Raw genomic sequence first — 16027 nt, forward strand, 5'->3', positions numbered from 1 at the left:
GAGCGGGGGTCGCTGGTTTCCGGCGCGCCGGGTCGGCTGCGGGGCACACGGAGTGTCCGCCGGGCTTGGATTGCCCTCAGCGGCCGGTCGGCGCGGCGTGGAGGCGGCCCGCCAGCTCCTTGATCTCGGCGGGGCCGACCCGGCAACACCCGCCGACGAGGGACGCGCCGGCGCGGAGCCAGGAGGGAGCCAGGTCCGCGATCTCGTCCCGGGCGCCGAGCCAGCCGCGGGTTCCGGCGTCCCAGACGCCGCCGCCGTTCGGATAGACGACGCCGGGCACTCCGGTGACCAGGTCCAGCGCGGCGGTCGCGTCGGCGGCGGGGGCGCAGTTCACCCCCGTGGCGATGACGGCGTCGCTGCTCCGGGCCAGGGCGAAGGCCTCCGTCAGCGGCTGGCCCGCGCTGGTGGTCGTCCCACGGATGCTGTACGAGAGCCAGGCCGGGATGCCCAGGCCGTCCAAGGCGATCAGCACGGCCTCGGCCTCCCGCAGGTCGGGGATGGTCTCGACGGCGAAGACGTCGGGGCCCGCCTCGGCCAGCGCCTCCAGCCGGGGGCGGTGGAAACGGGTCAGCTCGGCCACGGTGAGGCCGTAGTCGCCCCGGTATTCCGAGCCGTCGGCCAGCATCGCCCCGTAGGGACCCACGGACGCCGCGACCCAGCGCCTGCCGTCTCCCTGGGCCTCGGCGGCCTCGGCGGCCTCGCGGGCCAGGGAAACGCTGCGGCGCAGCAGCGCGGTGGTCTCGGTGCGGGAGATGCCCAGCCGGGCGAAACCGTCGTACGTGGCCTGGTAGCCGGCCGTGATGGCGACCTGGGCGCCCGCCGCGAAGTAGGCCCGGTGGACGGCCGCGATCGCGTCGGGGTCGTCGCGGAGCAGGCGGGCGGACCAGAGGGCGCCGCCGCTCAGGTCGTGGCCCTGGGCCTCCAGCTCGTTGGACATGCCGCCGTCCAGGACGAGGGGACCGGCGGACAGGGCGTCGCGAAAGGTCGTCACAGCACCCTCGCCACGAAGTCGCGGGTCCGGGGGTGGTCGGGGGCGGTCAGGATGCGGGTGGGCGGTCCTGACTCCAGGATCCGGCCGTCGTCGAAGAAGACGACCTCGTCGGCGACCTCGCGGGCGAAGCCCAGCTCGTGGGTGACGACGAGCATCGTCATGCCGTCGGCGGCGAGGCCGCGCATGACGTCCAGCACCTCGCCGACCAGTTCCGGGTCGAGGGCGGAGGTCGGCTCGTCGAACAGCATGAGCTTCGGCCGCATCGCCAACGCGCGGGCGATGGCGACCCGTTGCTGCTGGCCGCCGGAGAGCTGAGCGGGGTAGGCGTCGCGCCGGTCGGCCAGACCGACCCGGTCCAGGAGTGCCAGCGCCTCGCCGGTGACCTCGGCACGGGGGCGGCCCGCGCCCACCGGTCCCTCGACGACGTTGGCGAGGGCCGTCAGATGCGGGAAGAGATGGAAGCGCTGGAAGACCATGCCGATGTGACGACGCTGCCGGGCCAGGTCACGGCGGCGCAGCTCGCGCAGCCCGTCCCGGTACGGCTCGTACCCGATCGGTTCGCCGTCCACCAGGATCCGGCCGCCGTCGGGCCGCTCCAGACGGTTCACGCACCGCAGGAAGGTGGACTTTCCCGATCCGGAGGGCCCGATCACACAGGTGACTGTCCCGCGCGGTACGGAGAGGTCGATTCCGCGCAGCACCTCCTGCCCGGCGAAGGACTTGCGGACGCCGGTGGCCTCGATCATCATCGGCTGCTGCCCTTCGCGAAGTGACGTTCGAGGTAGTGCTGGCCGACGTTCAGCAGCGTCGTGACGGCCAGGTACCAGATGCTGGCGACGATCAGCAGAGGGATCGTCTGGTAGGTGCGGGAGTACACGATCTGCACGGAGTAGAGCAGTTCCGCGTAGGCCAGCACACTCACCAGGGAGGTCGTCTTGAGCATGGAGATGGTCTCGTTGCCGACCGGCGGGATGATCACCCGCATCGCCTGGGGCAGGACGATCCGGCGCAGGGTCCTGGCCCGGGACAGGCCGAGCGCGTCCGCCGCCTCCGTCTGCCCGTGGTCGACCGAGACGATGCCGGCCCGGATGATCTCGGCGAGATAGGCGGCCTCGTTGAGGCCGAGGCCCAGCAGGGCCGCGGCGAAGGTCGTGATGACGGAGTTCGCGGGGACGTCGCCGATCGCCGGCAGGAAGGGCAGGTGCAGCGACAGCGTCGGGTACAGCGCGGAGATGAACCCCCAGAACAACAGCTGGACCAGGAGCGGGGTGCCCCGGAAGAGCCAGATGTACGCCCAGCTGACGGTCCGCGCGACAGGGTTCTCCGACAGCCGCATGAGCGCCACCACGATGCCCAGTACGAGCCCGATCGCCATGGCGGCGGCGGTGAGTTCCAGGGTGGTCAGCAGACCGGTCATCACGGTCCGGCTGAACAGCCAGGCGCCGACCGTGTCCCAGCCGAAGCGCGGGTTGGTGATCAGCGACTGGACCAGGGCCGCGGCCAGGAGCACGACCACGAAGGTCAGCACCCACTGGCCCGGCCGGCGGCGCCGGTAGACCGGCAGCTCCTCGCTCATGAGGCCGCGTTGATCTCGAACTTGTCCAGGGCGCCGGACTCGAGGCCCCACTTGGCGAGGACCTGCTGGTAACCGCCGCTCGCCTTGAGGTCCTCCAGGGCCGACTTGAGCAGCTCGGTCAGCTCGCTGTTCTTCGGTACGGCGATACCGAAGGGCGCGTTGCCGTAGGAGTCGCCGGCCACTTCCAGCTTGCCGCCGGACTGCTTGGCGGCGTAGGCGGCCACCGGCGAGTCGGCCAGGGCGGCGTCGGCGCGGCCGCTGGTGACGGCGAGGTTCACACCGGTGCCGTCCGGGAAGGTGCTGGCCTTGATCGGCGTCTTGCAGGTCTTCGCGCGGGCCGGCAGGTCCTCCAGCGCCTGGGTGGACCCCTTCGCCACGGCGACGGTACGGCCGCACAGCGAGTCGCCCTCGGGCTTGAGCGCCTTGGGGTTGCCCGACGGGACCAGCAGGGACGTGCCCGCGTCGAAATAGGTGACGAAGTCGACGACCTTCTCCCGCTCGGCGGTGTCCGTGAAGGACGAGACGCCGAGCTGGTACTTGCCCGACTGCAGGCCGGGCAGGATCGAGTCGAAGGGCACGTTCTCGATGGTGACCTTGACGCCGAGGACCGTGCCGATGGCCTTGTCGAGGTCGGCCTCGGCGCCGATGACCGTCTTGTTGTCGGAGTCGAAGAAGTCCATCGGCGGGTAGCTGACGTCGCTGGCGATCTTGATGCCGCTCGCTTTCAGCGCGGCCGGGACCTTGGCGGCGAGCGCGGCGTTCTCCGCGATCGGGGCGGCGGCGGAGGTGGCGGCGCCGGACGGGGTGCCGGCGGAGCCGGCGGTCGGCTCGGAGGGGTCGGCGCAGCCCGCCAGAAGAAGCGTCGCGGAGCCGAGAAGGATGAGCGGGCGCAGAGCGGACAAGGCGTACTCCAGATGAGCCTGATGTGCGAGGGATTGCTGGAGACTAACCCTGAATGCGTAATAGGCAAATCCAGTTGCTCATGATGCACGCACCCTGCAATGAACCTGCAATGTTCGCGCAACGATGGCGCGGGACGGCACCGCGGCCTGGCGCTATGCTCGGCCCGCGATGACCACCGACAGCAGCCTCAAACGCGGCCTGGCCGTGCTCCGACTCTTCGCCCAGCACCCGTCGCAGGATCCCCGCGGCCACACCGTCGGCGAGGTCGCCGCACTCCTGGGCCGCGAACGCAGTCAGGTCTCCCGCATACTGCGCAGCCTGGAGACCGCCCGCTTCCTGCGCCGTGATCCGGCCTCGCTGCGCTACTCCGTGGCCTGGGAGCTGTACGCGCGGGCCCAGCAGATCACCGAGGCACGACTGCGCCGGGACGGCCGCACCGCGCTGGAGGGCGTCGCCGCCGACACGGGGGAGTGCGCCTACCTGGGAGTCCTGCGGGGCGCCAGTTCGGTGACGATCCTCGAGTCGATGCCGTCGGCGCTGTCCTCGTTCGTGTCCTGGGTGGGCCGCGCCTATCCCGCCTACTGCAGCGACGCCGGTCAGGCCCTGCTGTTCGACGCCGACGACACCGAGGTCGCGGCCGTCCTCGCCCGCACCGCCTTCGTCCGGCACGGCCCCAACACCCCGGCCGACCTGGACGACTTCATGGCCCGGCTGGACGCTGCCCGCAAGCGCGGCTACTCGGTCGTCGACCAGGAGGCCGAGCCCGGCCTGTACTCGCTCGCCGCCCCGGTCAGGGACTTCCGCGGGGAGATCGTCGCCGCCGTACAGGTCGTCGGCCCCCGCCGCCGCCTGGAGCCGGCGACGGCGGCCTGCGCGGACTCGGTGGTCCGCTGGAGCGACTGGCTGACCGCCGCACTGAGGTCGACGGACGAGGAGGCGGACGGGAAGAGAGACGGGAAGACGGACGGGAACTGAGCGAAGACGGACGGGGGACTGAGCACCCGTCGATTCAGCCGAGCAGGGAGGCCAGTCGCGCCGCCGCGTCACCGATCGCGGCGACGAGCTCTTCCCGGTCGTCCCTGGCCGCCGCGTGCGGTACGACCGCGCTGACCGCCGCCACGACGTCCCCGTGCGGATCCCGTACCGGCGCCGCCACCTCCAGCACGTCCTCGTCGTACTCGCTCTCGCACACCGCGACCCCGCGCCCCGCGTCCGCGGTGACCCGCGCCAGCAACTCGTCCACGGTCCGCGGCGCGTACGGGCCGCCCGCCCCGATGAAGTCCTCGCCGCCGAGGAGCCGCGCGACCTCCTCGCGCGAGTGGTCGAAGAGCAGCGCCCGCCCCGCCCCCGTGCACCAGACCGGCGTCAGCCGCCCCGCCCGCGCCCAGGAGAACTCGGCCCAGGCGGCCAGCTCCGCCCGCACCGAGAGCACCATCGCCCCGCAGAGCACGTCGACGTACGCACACGCCCCGAAGCGGACCACCAACTCCCGCAGCAGCGCCCGGCTCTCCACGCCCCACGGTCCGGCCTCGGCCGCGACGGCCAGCAGATCCGCCCCGGCCCGGAACTCGTGCCCGTCCCGGGCGAGCGTCCCGGTGCCGACCAGATCCCGCAGCAACCGCGAAGCCTGCCCCTTGTCCAGCCCGCTCTCCTCCGCCAGCCGGACCACACCGGGTCCCCCTCGACTGTCGAGCTCCCCGCGAACCACCCGTTCCGCGAGCCCGAGTCCTCGAGCCAGTGCACCCGTCGCCACGTCCATGCGCCGGATGCTACAGAGTCCGGGGGAGCCGGTCGGCGTGGCGTCGGCGGGCTGTCGTGGTCAGGGTGTTCTCCTCGCCCGTGCCGTCCAGCTCAGTGCCGCGGCTCTGGCCAGGTGCAGGTGCGCTCGTTCCTTCGTTGGTCCCGGTCCGCGCATGCGGACGTGGTGGAGATGCAGCAGGTCCGGGAGCAGGTCCTGGACGGGCATCGTCCCGGCGCCCTCGATCGCGCCGCGGTAGGCGGCCAGCGCGGCGCGGCGTGCGGACCAGCTCGCGGTGACGCGCGCGTCCAGCACCGGAGTGCCTGAGGCCTTGGGGGAGGGGGCTGTCAGGGCGATGGTCTCGTCGTAGACCGCTCGGGGTGGGGCGCATCTGTCCGTGCGGGTGTGTGCGACCAGCCAGCGCATCGCCTTCGCGTCGTCGCCGAGCAGGCCGACGGCGATGTCCACCATGCTCGCGGCGGTCACCGCACGGACGTTGGGAGCGTCCCGCCCGGCCTGCGCGGTCAGTTGGGCGAGGACGGCCGCCGCGTCGGCGGCGAAGTACTCCTCGGCCGCTTCCAGCGCAGCCGGGCCGCCGAAGCGCGTGGTCTGCGGGTAGTGGGTATCGAGGCTCGCGTGCGTGATCAGGCCCGCGTGCCGCAGCCGCCGGGTCCACTCGCCGACCCGCTCGACAGTCGTGCCGAGTGAACCGGGCGCGCAGGTCAGACACAGACGTAGGTGGTCCTCGGGATCGCGGTGACGGACGAACCACCAGCGGGGCTCTCCCAACTCCCCGAGAAACGACGGCAGATGACGGGTCAGGAGCGCGTCCTGACGGTCGCGGTGCCCGTGCAAGCCGATGCAGAGCAGGTTGCCGCAGCCGGGCAAGCTGCCGTACTCCGGACCGACGACGTCGCCCGATGCGCGGACAGGCGCGCGGGTCGGGCCCGCAGCGGCCAGAGGTATGACGATCTCGTGGGCGCGCCCGCCGGTCCAGCCCAGATCCCCGGGATTCGGCGCGGCACGCAGCAGCGCCCTGCCGTCGCGCTCCACGTCGGTACGGAGCAGGACCCGGTGCGAGGGCTCCGCCAGGTCCAGGTTCATGCGCCGGTCTCCGTCGCCCAGGTACACGTACCGGGGCAGAAGAACGTCACGACGCCATTCGGCCAGGGCCTCGTCCCACTGCGGCCACGGCGTCCGCACGCCGGGAAGATCGTCGACGCCGAGCGTCCAGCGGGCCGGCGACAGCACGGTGCGCCCGTGGTGCAGCGCGGGGAGGAACGGCAGGCCGGCCACGGCAGCTCCCCACGAGAACCCGGTGCACGGGACGGCCAGCGCCACCGGTGCCTCGATCAGGAAACGGGCCAGCGGATGGGTGCGCTGGGTCAGCTCCACCGCGTTCGGCAGCATCGTGTGCACCGGACGGCGCCGGGAGACCGAGACCAGGTGCAACCGCTCGGCATCGGCGGTCACCGCCAGGTCCGTCACGGGCACCTGGTCCGTGTCCGGGCCGTGGTGTTCGCCGAGAGGGATCACCAGCCCCGCCATCTGCGGGGCGTGCGCGACGTTCACCGAGCGCATGTACAGCGGGGTGGCACTGATCTGCGCGATCAGCGCGTCCTGCTGCACGCCGGGCAGACCGGCGTACACGTCGGTCATCCGGCGGCGGTCCTCGGCGTCGAACAGGTGGAGGAAGCGCCCGGTGGCCGTACCGGCCGCACGGGCCACCCCGACGATGTGCAGCGTGAACTCCCCTTGTCCCAGGGCGGACATGCTCGCGGCGTGGATCCGCGCGGTCACCTCGGCGCTCGGCTGCACGGGCCCGCCGGGATCCACCACCGCCAGTTGCTCGATCGCGGCGTCATCGAGCCGGACGTGGTGGCGGCGCCGCGTCGCGGCGGTGTACGCGAGCCTCAGCAGCCGGCTGTCGCGGGCGGTCAGTGTCGGGCCCGCCGAGGCGGCTGTGGACGCGGATGCGGACCCGAGGTAGCCGGACGGGTAGCCGAGGAGGTCGATGGCGTTCAGGACGGGTACCACCGCTCCCGGGCCGTAGCGCTCGAGGAAGCGGCCGTGCCAGGCAGCCCATCCAGGGCTCAGCGCCGCCCGGGGCGCCAGGCGCGTGAGCACCTCGGCGGCCGAAGCCGCCTCCTCGGCCACCGCCTCCGGGATCACCAGGTCCCAGTCCAACCGCAGGTCGAGGGCGAGCGCGGGTTTTGCGGTGGAACAGAGCCGTGTCATCGCGGCCGTCACGCGTGCGCGTTCGGCGCGGGCGCCTGTGGGGGTGACGGTGGCGTCGTCGTGCCGTGTCAGTGCCGCCGCGACCTCACGCAACTCGTCGGCTTCGGCGGCGGGCAGGTGCTGTATCTGTCCGAGCAGGGTGGCGACGGGATCGGAGGCCGTCACCGCGGGACGCAGACTGGTGATCAGGAATCGCTGCCGTACCAGGTTCGCGAGCAGGTTCTCGATCGCCGTGGGCGAAGCGGCAGGGAAGCCGCCGGAGAGCGCTTCGGCGAGGACCGTCCACACGACCGGCGCCTGTGCGATGTCCATGGCCATGCGGACCGGTCCGGTCGCGCGTATCCCCACGTGCACCGGGCCACCGTCGTTCGCACTGCTTGCGCGGTGCTCGATCGTCAGGCGTCCGTCGCGCTCGAACGCGAGGCTGGAAGCCCGCAGCGTCAACTGGGGCCGGAGCACGGGATGTTCCTCCAGCCGGTCGACCAGAGCCGCGGTCCATGCCGCCTCCGGTCTGGTGACCGCCCGGTGTCCGGTGCCCGCACGCAGCAGGGGAGCGGCCCCTGTGCGGGCGGCCGCGACACCGGCGAACAGGCCGAACGGAGTGGCACGCGAGCGGGCGCGCAGCAGGTAACGCACCACCGAAACCACCGCGCGCCGCACGGCGAGGTCCGGCACCGGCTCGCCGTCGCATATCTGACGCACCCGTCTCGCCAGGTCCGGGCTGGAGAACTCGACCGCGGTGGCGAAGTCGGTTGCCTGCCACGTCTGTTGAAGCCATGCCCGCCACGACTCCCGGTGCGCGGACGGGCCGGTCAGGTCCGGCCAGACCATCGGCTGGTCGGGATGCCGGACCGCCGCCCGGACCACGGCCGCATCTACATGGCGGTACAAACAGCCCTCCAGCAGCACAACGGCGTTGACCTCGACCTTCGATCTTCCCAAAGCGCGCGGCGGCAGAGGCGATTATGAGTCATGGTCATTTGACGCCGTTGCTGCGCAATCCGGTTCTGCGGAGTCCTCATGAGCCGTTGACCTGGGATAATGCGGTCCATTCCAAACGACGACGTTTGGGCTGTTGTCGCACGTGCGGTCTGGCTAGCATTGGGCGCCGCACACGGCAAGCGGCACATTCCCAGCACGTTTGCGAAGGGGAGGAAATCATGACTGCTGCATCTCCTGAGAAACTCGTCGACGAGGAATTCGGTGAACTGGAAGAACTCCAGGTGATCGATTCCAGTGAGCTGAAGCTCGGCGCGGCCTACCACACGTACACCTACATCGCGGCGGAGAGCACGGAGGACATCCCCGAGTAGGACGCCCGGTAGCAACGGCCGACGGCAACTCTCCGACGGACGAGACCGGTTGAGACGAGGAGGCAGGTCGTGCCGTCCAGCCGGTCGGCGGGACGTTCCCGCACCGACGTCCTGTTGATCTTTCCGCCGCAGACCGAGGCCAGGTTCTTCCCGTATCTGAGCCTGCCGTACCTGACCGGCCACCTGCGGCGCCGCGGCCGGCAGGTTCACCAGGCCGACCTGAACATCGCTGTGCTCCACGAACTGCTGCGTCGTCCCGCGCTGTTGGACGACGCGGTCCGCGCCCAGGACACGGGTGACGACGGTACGGCCGTGAGCGACTGGTATCGCCGAGCGGTGGCCGACGTCTTCGCCGCGCACATCGGCGAACTGCGTGCCCACGTCCTGCACAAGGAGTCAGCCGGCGAGCTGGGCCCCGACCGCGCGGTCCGGCTCGCCACCCTGGGCCTCGAACTGCTGGTCCGCGACACCTTCCTGACCCGGACCTGGGACGACCTCGGACGGCTCGACGACGCCGTACGCCGCGCCGCGGACGAGCCGCCCGTCGCGTCCGGCGTACCGGTCGAATCGCTGCACCGCCTGGTGACCGGCCTGCTCGGCCGGCATCGCCCCCGGGTGGTCGGCCTGTCCGTGGCGTTCTTCAGCCAGCTCGCGCCCGCGCTGCTGATCGCCGCCTGGGTCCGACGGCTGGCGCCGGACACCCTGATCTGCCTGGGCGGCCAGCAGGTGATGCTCCGTCACGACAGCCTCGTCCGGCTGTCCGGAGTGCGGGACACGGTCGACGCCCTCTGCACGACCGCCGGGGAGGAGCCGCTCGAACGCTGGCTGGACGCGCTCGACGGGACGGTTCCGCTCGAAACCGTGCCCGGCATGACCTGGCTGCCACGGTCCGATGCCGGGTCGCGCACGGGTCCCGCGGTCACCCTGCGCTTCCGAGACCTCGGCCCACCCGACTTCACCGGACTGCCGTTCCGCTCCTACCTCAACGACGCCCTGGAACTCGCGATCGTCTCGTGCGTCGGCTGCTACTGGGGGCGCTGCGCGTTCTGCTCGTACGGCAACCGATCGCTTCCGCAGGGCGGGTACCAGCAGGGCACCGCGACCCAGATCGCCGACGCCGTGGAGGCCGTGGTCCGCGCCACGGGCACCCGGTACGTGTCGGTCGCGGACGAGAACACCAACCTGCGGCTCATCCTGAAGGCCATGCGCGCGACACGCGACCGTGGCATACGGGTCCGGTTCGGCGTCCGCAGCCGGCTGGAGGCCGTCCTGACCAACCCGGCGTTCTGCCACGACCTCGCCGCGGTCGGCTGCGCGATGATCTCGGTCGGCTACGAGGGCACCTCGCAGCGTCTGCTGGACCGGATGGAGCGGGGCGTGCGCGCGGCCGACTACCAGCGGATCCTCGACAACCTCGCCGCGGCGGGCATCACCGTCCGGTTCACCGTGATGGGCCAGGTCCTGGACGAGACTCCGGACGAGTTCGAGGCCTCCCTGCGCTTCCTCGTCGACAACGAGCGGCGGATCGGCATCGACGCGCTGGAACTGATGGTGGCCGAGCCCGGCAGCAGACTCGTGGCCGGGCCGGAGGACTACGGCCTCGCCCTCGACACCTCGGACCGCCTCGCGGGCAACCCCGAGCTCAGCTACCTGGCCGGCCGGGTCGGCCACCCGCTCGCGGTCCCCGGCGGCCCGACGCGCACCGAGGCACTGGACCGGCTGGTGCGGATCTTCCGCACCGTCAAACCGGGCCGTACGAACGGCTCGACACCCTCACGCCCCACCCCGAACGGCCATCGCGTGCCCGCCGTCGCCGCCCTGCGCCCGTACACATGGGTACGCGCCGTGCCCGAGCACGCCGACGACCGTACGGCGGACCGCCTCACCCTCGCCGATGTCGTCCGCGAGCGGTTCTACGCGCTTCCGCGAGGCGACGTGGAACAGCGCGCCGACGGCCTGCTCACGGCCCGCACCGACCGTGGCGGCCGACTGCTGGCCCAGCTGGCCGACGCGGCGGCGGGCACTCCCGACCCGGCCCGTGCGGCCGAACCGGTCCCCTCAGCCAGGAGTTCGACATGACGCAACCGTCGCGCACCGCACCCGGCGGCGCCGGAACCGCCACCGTCACCGGATCCCCGCGTCGAATGGGCCTGGGGGTACTGCTGGACATGCCGTGGGGCGGCGGACGCCTCGGCAGGCGCGGGATCGGATTCGTGGAGAGCGACGACGGCGGCGGAGACATCACCGACCGGGTCCGCGCCTTCCTGCGCCGACACGGCGGCGACTTCGCCTACTCGGCCCTCGCGTTCCAGCCGCGCTCGCGTGCCCGCGTACGGCCGGCCGACTACGTGCGCGCGTACGACCGCTTCTTCGAGGCGTCGCCCGCCGGGTCGGCCCGCGCCTTCCACCAGACCGAGCTGAACATGGGCACGCCCGAGCCCTACGACCGTCGCCCGGCCGCCGAGTTCACCAACGAACTGGCCGCCCGCTACGGCTTCTCCTGGGTGGTCGAGGACCTGGGCATCTGGAGCCTGCGCGGCATACCGATGCCCTATCCGCTTCCGCCGCCGCTGACCGAACCGGGGCTGGAGATCGCCACCCGGAACGTCGCGGAGGCGGCCCGGCTGCTCGATCCGCCGCTGCATGTCGAGTTCCCCGGCTTCACCGAGGGCGGCTCGTTCGTCCTCGGGCACATGGACGCCTTCCAGTACTTCGCCCGGCTGGCACAGGACGCCGACGTCTGGGTGACGCTCGATGTCGGCCATCTGCTCAGCTACCAGTGGCTGAGGGGACGTACCGGCAGCAGCATGTACGACGGGATCGAGGCGCTGCCTCTCAGCCGGTGCCGGGAACTGCACCTTTCGGGCTGCCAGATCGTGGGAGGCAAGTTCCGCGACCTGCACCACGGCGTCCTGCTGGACGAGCAGGTGGACCTCACCGCGTACCTGCTGCCGCGCTGCCCGAACCTCCTCGGGGTGACCTACGAGGACCCGATGTACCGCGAGGACGGACAGCTGGTCGAGAAGTCCCGGCACAACTACGCGCGGCTGCGCGACCTGGTCGCCGCCTGGCAGCGCGGGGAGGTGGCGTGAGCACGGTGGAGCCGGGCGCGTCGCTGGACGGCGAGGGGCTGACCGACCTGCTCCTGCGGCTACTGCTGGACGCGGACCTGCGGGCCCGGCTCGCCGCTGAGGGCGCCGAGGCCGTGGCGGCGGATCCCGGCGAGCTGGAGTGCCTGGCCTCCGTCGACCTGGCCGAACTGGACACCACCGCACGCCGGTTGCGCTCCCAGGTGTGGCGGCCCGGCAGCGGAGGCAGCCTCGCGACCACGTTTCCGCGCAGTCTGCGGTTGCTCCAGGACGCCGGTGCCACGGAGGCCGGCCTGCTCACCGGCTTCCTCGGCTCACCGCAGTTCTCGCGGTTCCGGCTGATCCCGTACACCACCCCTGGGATGTCCTCGGAGGAAGCGTTCGCGTCCTACCTGCTGGACGGCGTCGGGGCAGGGGCGTTGCGCGACACCGTGACCCATGAGCTGATGATCGCCCTGTTCACCGCGCTGACGTGCGAGCAGCCGCTGTCGTTCGTGATCGAGGCGGAGGGAATCGTCCGCACCGACCGGGGCCACGCCGCCCTGCGCGCGTACGCGCCGGCGTCCGTCGCCACCTGGGGGACCATCCCGGGGGAGCAGCACGGCGCGGGGGACACGGACCTCGCCACGAACGTGGAAGCAGTGGAATACGCGTACTTCACCACGTCCGCCGCCGGACTGGCTCACGGCGTGGTGTCCGGGCGGGTGGCGGCGGCCTTCGAGGCCGAACCGACGGCCCGGCGCGAGACCGCGCGGCGCGCGCTGGCACGCCGCGGACTGTGGTGACGGGGAGAGGAACCGCCTTGCACATCGTGTTGGTGGACATGCCGTGGTCGTCGCTCGACGCGCCGTCCCTCGCGCTCGGCATTCTCAAACGCCGGATCCTCGACGTCTTCCCCGACGGAGCCGCGGACGTCGAGGTGGTGCACGCCAACCTCGACTTCGCCGACTGGGTGGCCGCTCGTACGGAGTACGGCTTCGAGGAGTACGAATTCTGCGCGAACTCCTATTTCTCCGGACAGAGCGAGTGGATCTTCTCGGCCGCGCTCAATGGCCGACCCCGGTGGCGGATGGCGGAGTTCACCGAGCACTTCGACGGGAAGATGCCGGAGCGCATGCTGGCCAAGGCGCGTGAACTGCACGAACTCGCGCCGTTGTTCGTCCGGGAGACAGCCGCCAAGATCGCCGCCACGGCACCGGACGTGGTCGGCTTCACCACCACGTTCGCGCAGAACGCGGCCACCCTCGCCGCGGCCCGCGTGGTCAAGGAACTGGCGCCCGGCACCATCACCGTCTTCGGCGGCGCGAACTGCGACGGACCGCAGGGCGCCGCGCTGCACCGCAACTTCCCCCAGGTCGACTTCGTGGTGCGCGGCGAGGGCGAGATCGCGTTCCCGAGGCTGCTCGCCGCGCTCCGCGACGGTGACGCCGACGACCTTGCCGCCATCCCCGGCCTGTGCCGCCGCGATTCGCAGGGCCGGTCCGTGGCCCATCCCATGGACGCCGCCCCGCTGCCGCCGGGAGCGCTGGTCACCCCGGACTACGGCGACTACTTCGAGCGGCACGCGCGGTCCACCGCGGGCGGCTGGGTGGAGCCGCGGCTGGTGGTGGAGGGCTCGCGCGGCTGCTGGTGGGGCGAGAAGCACCACTGCACCTTCTGCGGCCTCAACGGTTCGTTCATGGAGTTCCGCAGCAAGGACCCACGGCGGTTCGTGGAGGAGATCCTCGGCCTGGTCGAGCGCCACCGCGTACTCGACGTGTGGGTCACCGACAACATCCTCGACATGGCCTACCTCAACTCGATGGCCCCGCTCCTCCAGGAGTCCGGGTACGACCTGCGGCTGTGCTACGAGATCAAGTCGAACCTGCGGCGCGAGCAGCTCGCGACCCTGTCCGCGGCCGGCGTCAGCTACGTACAGCCCGGCGTGGAGAACCTCAGCACCCGGGTGCTGAAACTGATGGACAAGGGGGTGACCGGCTGCCAGAACGTACGGCTGCTGCGGGACGCGGAGACCACCGGAGTCAACCTCAGCTGGAACTACCTCTACGGCTTCCCCGGGGAGACCGAAGCGGACTACGACGAGATCATCGACCAGCTGCCCGCGCTGCACCACCTCGGACCACCGGCCAACTCGACCCGTCTGAAGGTCGAGCGGTTCAGCCCCTACTTCGACCGGCCGGAACTGGGCTTCGGCGAACTGAGCCCCGCCTCGCACTACCACCACATCTACGACCTCCCGGAGGACGAACTGGCCGACCTGGTCTACATCTTCGACTCACCGAACCAGGGCATCGCCGACGACTGCCTGAACCGGCTGCGCACAGCCGTCGCCAGTTGGACGCGGGCGTACCCGCGCAGCCGACTGACCCACTGCGACCTCGGCGGACACATCGTCCTGGTCGACACCCGGCCGGGTTTCTTCTGGCGGCTCCTCGACCTCACCGATCCGCTCGAAGTGACGGTGTTCCGGCTGCTCGACACACCGCACAGCCCGGCGGCGCTGCTGCGCAAGGCCGCCGCCCGGTGCGCGGAGGCGGGGGAGCCGACCGGCGAGGTGACAGCGGAGCGCCTCACCGGGTTGCTGGCGCGCTGGCGTGCCCTCGGCCTGGTCTTCGCCGAGGGCGGCCAGTACGTCCAGGTCGCGCCCGCCGTGGCCAACCAGGACCTGCTGCGGCTCGACGGCGCCGGACTGCACGGGGACGGGCTGCACGGGGACGACACGCCGCTCGTCCCCGCCCTCGCGGCCCCGACAGGGGGATACACCCGATGAAGCCGGAGCTGACTCTGTGGAAGGACCGCGATCCGGGGGCCATGCTCCTGCCGGGCATCCGCTGCGGCACCCTCGAAGGGCCGCCGGGCGACCCGGTGGACGCCGTCGAACGGCTCGCCTCCGACGGCGTCCAGTTCGTCCAGGTGCACGAGCCCGTGGACCTCACCGATCCGGACGGCGCGTCCGCGGTCGCCGTCCTCCTCCTCGTCCGGGAACTCACCAGCCACGGCATCGCGGTGGACTGGACGGTGCGCATGCCGGACCCGGCCCAGTGGCGGGCGCTGAGCCATCTGTACCCACCGGCAAATGTCCTCCTAGGCTCCACGGGAGAGGAGAGCGACGAACGCGTGGTCACCGCGTGGCGCGGCTCGTTCCACATCGCGAAGTGCGGCTACCGCCGGGGCCCGGGTTTCCTGGAGATCCGCGACCACCGCTGGGGCTCCTTCCGGCGCCTGGTCGTCCAGGCTCCCCGGAGCACCGCGTTCCAGGGACTGCTGGACGGCGTCCCGGCGGTCGCGTCGGCGTCGACCGAGCGGGCCCTGGAGCGCTACCTGCGCGAAAACCTGCTCCATCGCGCCGGGCGCCATCTGTGGTGGACCCCGTACCGCCTACGACGCTGGCCGCTCAGCACGACGATCCCGTAGGAACCTCTCGACCCACCGCTGCGTCAACTCGTCGGCCTGCCGTCTGATCCCCGGCGCCGGCACCGACTCGGGCGCGCCGACACCGAGGAAGTCGAGGCAGCTCAGCAGGCGTGTCTCGTAGTCCGCGACCAGGTCCTCGTAGACGACGACATGCGGGACGACGCCGCGCCTGCGGAAGTAGTCCTCCCAGACCGACGCGTCGCGGTCGAGCAGCCGCAGATAACGGCGGATCTCCGCGTAGCTGTACCGGGGGGCGGCGCGCGCACTCCCCTCCGGCAGAAGGGTCCCGTCCAGGATCCAGACACCGGTCTGCTCAGCCATGGTGTACGAGACCGCCTGCCGCAATCGGTCCCGCCGTTGGATCCAGATGTACCGGGGTGCCTGGAGGATGTCGTACGGGTCGATCTCCAGGCTCCCGAGGTGTCCCGCGTGGATCCGCAGCCCGAACACGCCGTTGGGGCTGGTCCGGCACCTCATCAGCCGCCGCACATAGCCCGTCGCCAACTCCTGTGGATCGCCGGAGTCGAATCCCCAGCGCTCGAAGTAGTCCAGGACGAAGGCGTCGGCGAAGTAGTCCTCGGCGAAACCGGCGAGCCCGGTGTGCCACAGGGCGCGGGCCAGCATGTTGCTGCCGCACCGGGGGGTCGACGCGAGCACGTAACGGACCGGCGGCAGACCGGAGTAGGGCGGGAAGTCGAACTCCGGAGAGTTGGTCCGATAGCGCAGCGCCATGGGAACACCTTCGTGCCCGGCACCCGTGGTTGC

Annotated in this window: 14 protein-coding genes; 7 read left to right on the plus strand and 7 right to left on the minus strand. The window is 71.6% G+C overall.

Features of this window, described 5'->3' with window-relative positions; translation table 11 throughout:
- Nucleotides 1–76 precede the first annotated feature (76 nt).
- Genes mmuM through ABZ855_RS13035 form a run of 4 tightly spaced genes read right to left on the minus strand, consistent with a single transcriptional unit; the run spans nucleotide 77 to nucleotide 3469 of the window.
- On the minus strand, nucleotides 77–991 hold the full coding sequence (mmuM, locus tag ABZ855_RS13020; RefSeq protein ID WP_360805468.1) for a homocysteine S-methyltransferase: 915 nt from the start codon (nucleotides 989–991) through the stop codon (nucleotides 77–79).
- A complete protein-coding gene (locus tag ABZ855_RS13025; protein ID WP_360805564.1) occupies nucleotides 988–1737 on the minus strand; it encodes an amino acid ABC transporter ATP-binding protein in 750 nt (249 codons plus the stop codon). Before ABZ855_RS13025 ends, mmuM begins: the two co-directional genes overlap by 4 nt.
- Nucleotides 1737–2567 (minus strand): amino acid ABC transporter permease, encoded by an 831-nt coding sequence (locus tag ABZ855_RS13030; protein ID WP_360805471.1) that lies wholly within the window; start codon nucleotides 2565–2567, stop codon nucleotides 1737–1739. The genes ABZ855_RS13025 and ABZ855_RS13030 overlap by 1 nt, the downstream gene beginning before the upstream one ends.
- Complete coding sequence (locus tag ABZ855_RS13035) at nucleotides 2564–3469, minus strand: ABC transporter substrate-binding protein (RefSeq protein ID WP_360805474.1); 906 nt, start codon at nucleotides 3467–3469, stop codon at nucleotides 2564–2566. The genes ABZ855_RS13030 and ABZ855_RS13035 overlap by 4 nt, the downstream gene beginning before the upstream one ends.
- 169 nt (nucleotides 3470–3638) lie before the next feature.
- Here ABZ855_RS13035 and ABZ855_RS13040 point away from each other — a divergent pair, with 169 nt between their 5' ends.
- On the plus strand, nucleotides 3639–4445 hold the full coding sequence (locus ABZ855_RS13040; protein WP_360805477.1) for an IclR family transcriptional regulator: 807 nt from the start codon (nucleotides 3639–3641) through the stop codon (nucleotides 4443–4445).
- A 34-nt stretch (nucleotides 4446–4479) separates the two neighbouring features.
- Here ABZ855_RS13040 and ABZ855_RS13045 read toward each other — a convergent pair whose 3' ends face one another.
- Nucleotides 4480–5229: an IclR family transcriptional regulator C-terminal domain-containing protein gene (locus tag ABZ855_RS13045; RefSeq protein ID WP_360805480.1), complete on the minus strand. Its 750-nt coding sequence runs from the start codon at nucleotides 5227–5229 to the stop codon at nucleotides 4480–4482.
- A gap of 60 nt (nucleotides 5230–5289) precedes the next feature.
- The gene (locus ABZ855_RS13050; RefSeq protein ID WP_360805483.1) at nucleotides 5290–8388 is read right to left on the minus strand and encodes a lantibiotic dehydratase; all 3099 of its coding nucleotides are present in this window, start codon (nucleotides 8386–8388) and stop codon (nucleotides 5290–5292) included.
- Between the two features lie 218 nt (nucleotides 8389–8606).
- On the opposite strand from ABZ855_RS13050, the gene ABZ855_RS13055 reads away from it, so the two are divergent.
- From ABZ855_RS13055 to ABZ855_RS13080, 6 genes are all read left to right on the plus strand, one after another.
- Nucleotides 8607–8759, plus strand: a complete 153-nt coding sequence (locus tag ABZ855_RS13055; protein WP_360805486.1) for a hypothetical protein — start codon at nucleotides 8607–8609, stop codon at nucleotides 8757–8759.
- Nucleotides 8760–8828: 69 nt separating this feature from the next.
- Entirely contained in the window at nucleotides 8829–10838 is a 2010-nt protein-coding gene (locus ABZ855_RS13060) for a radical SAM protein (protein ID WP_360805489.1), read from the plus strand.
- A complete protein-coding gene (locus tag ABZ855_RS13065) occupies nucleotides 10835–11851 on the plus strand; it encodes a DUF692 family multinuclear iron-containing protein (protein WP_360805492.1) in 1017 nt (338 codons plus the stop codon). The genes ABZ855_RS13060 and ABZ855_RS13065 overlap by 4 nt, the downstream gene beginning before the upstream one ends.
- Nucleotides 11848–12633, plus strand: a complete 786-nt coding sequence (locus tag ABZ855_RS13070) for a hypothetical protein (RefSeq protein ID WP_360805495.1) — start codon at nucleotides 11848–11850, stop codon at nucleotides 12631–12633. The genes ABZ855_RS13065 and ABZ855_RS13070 overlap by 4 nt, the downstream gene beginning before the upstream one ends.
- 26 nt (nucleotides 12634–12659) lie before the next feature.
- Nucleotides 12660–14618, plus strand: a complete 1959-nt coding sequence (locus tag ABZ855_RS13075; RefSeq protein WP_360805567.1) for a RiPP maturation radical SAM C-methyltransferase — start codon at nucleotides 12660–12662, stop codon at nucleotides 14616–14618.
- On the plus strand, nucleotides 14615–15262 hold the full coding sequence (locus tag ABZ855_RS13080; protein ID WP_360805498.1) for a DUF5825 family protein: 648 nt from the start codon (nucleotides 14615–14617) through the stop codon (nucleotides 15260–15262). Before ABZ855_RS13075 ends, ABZ855_RS13080 begins: the two co-directional genes overlap by 4 nt.
- On the opposite strand, the gene ABZ855_RS13085 is transcribed toward ABZ855_RS13080, so the two are convergent.
- Nucleotides 15227–15994: a Stf0 family sulfotransferase gene (locus tag ABZ855_RS13085; RefSeq protein ID WP_360805501.1), complete on the minus strand. Its 768-nt coding sequence runs from the start codon at nucleotides 15992–15994 to the stop codon at nucleotides 15227–15229. The two genes, ABZ855_RS13080 and ABZ855_RS13085, sit on opposite strands and share 36 nt — an antisense overlap.
- Nucleotides 15995–16027: the final 33 nt, after the last annotated feature.

It is taken from the genome of Streptomyces sp. NPDC047042 (assembly GCF_040644035.1).
Lineage (GTDB): Bacteria > Actinomycetota > Actinomycetes > Streptomycetales > Streptomycetaceae > Streptomyces.

Bases quoted from the DNA above. Each gene is read 5' to 3' on its own strand.
- ABZ855_RS13055 (WP_360805486.1), top strand. From the start codon at position 8,607: ATGACTGCTGCATCTCCTGAGAAACTCGTCGACGAGGAATTCGGTGAA.
- ABZ855_RS13030 (WP_360805471.1), bottom strand. From the start codon at position 2,567: ATGAGCGAGGAGCTGCCGGTCTACCGGCGCCGCCGGCCGGGCCAGTGG.
- ABZ855_RS13045 (WP_360805480.1), bottom strand. From the start codon at position 5,229: ATGGACGTGGCGACGGGTGCACTGGCTCGAGGACTCGGGCTCGCGGAA.
- ABZ855_RS13085 (WP_360805501.1), bottom strand. From the start codon at position 15,994: ATGGCGCTGCGCTATCGGACCAACTCTCCGGAGTTCGACTTCCCGCCC.
- ABZ855_RS13025 (WP_360805564.1), bottom strand. From the start codon at position 1,737: ATGATCGAGGCCACCGGCGTCCGCAAGTCCTTCGCCGGGCAGGAGGTG.
- ABZ855_RS13080 (WP_360805498.1), top strand. From the start codon at position 14,615: ATGAAGCCGGAGCTGACTCTGTGGAAGGACCGCGATCCGGGGGCCATG.
- ABZ855_RS13040 (WP_360805477.1), top strand. From the start codon at position 3,639: ATGACCACCGACAGCAGCCTCAAACGCGGCCTGGCCGTGCTCCGACTC.
- ABZ855_RS13065 (WP_360805492.1), top strand. From the start codon at position 10,835: ATGACGCAACCGTCGCGCACCGCACCCGGCGGCGCCGGAACCGCCACC.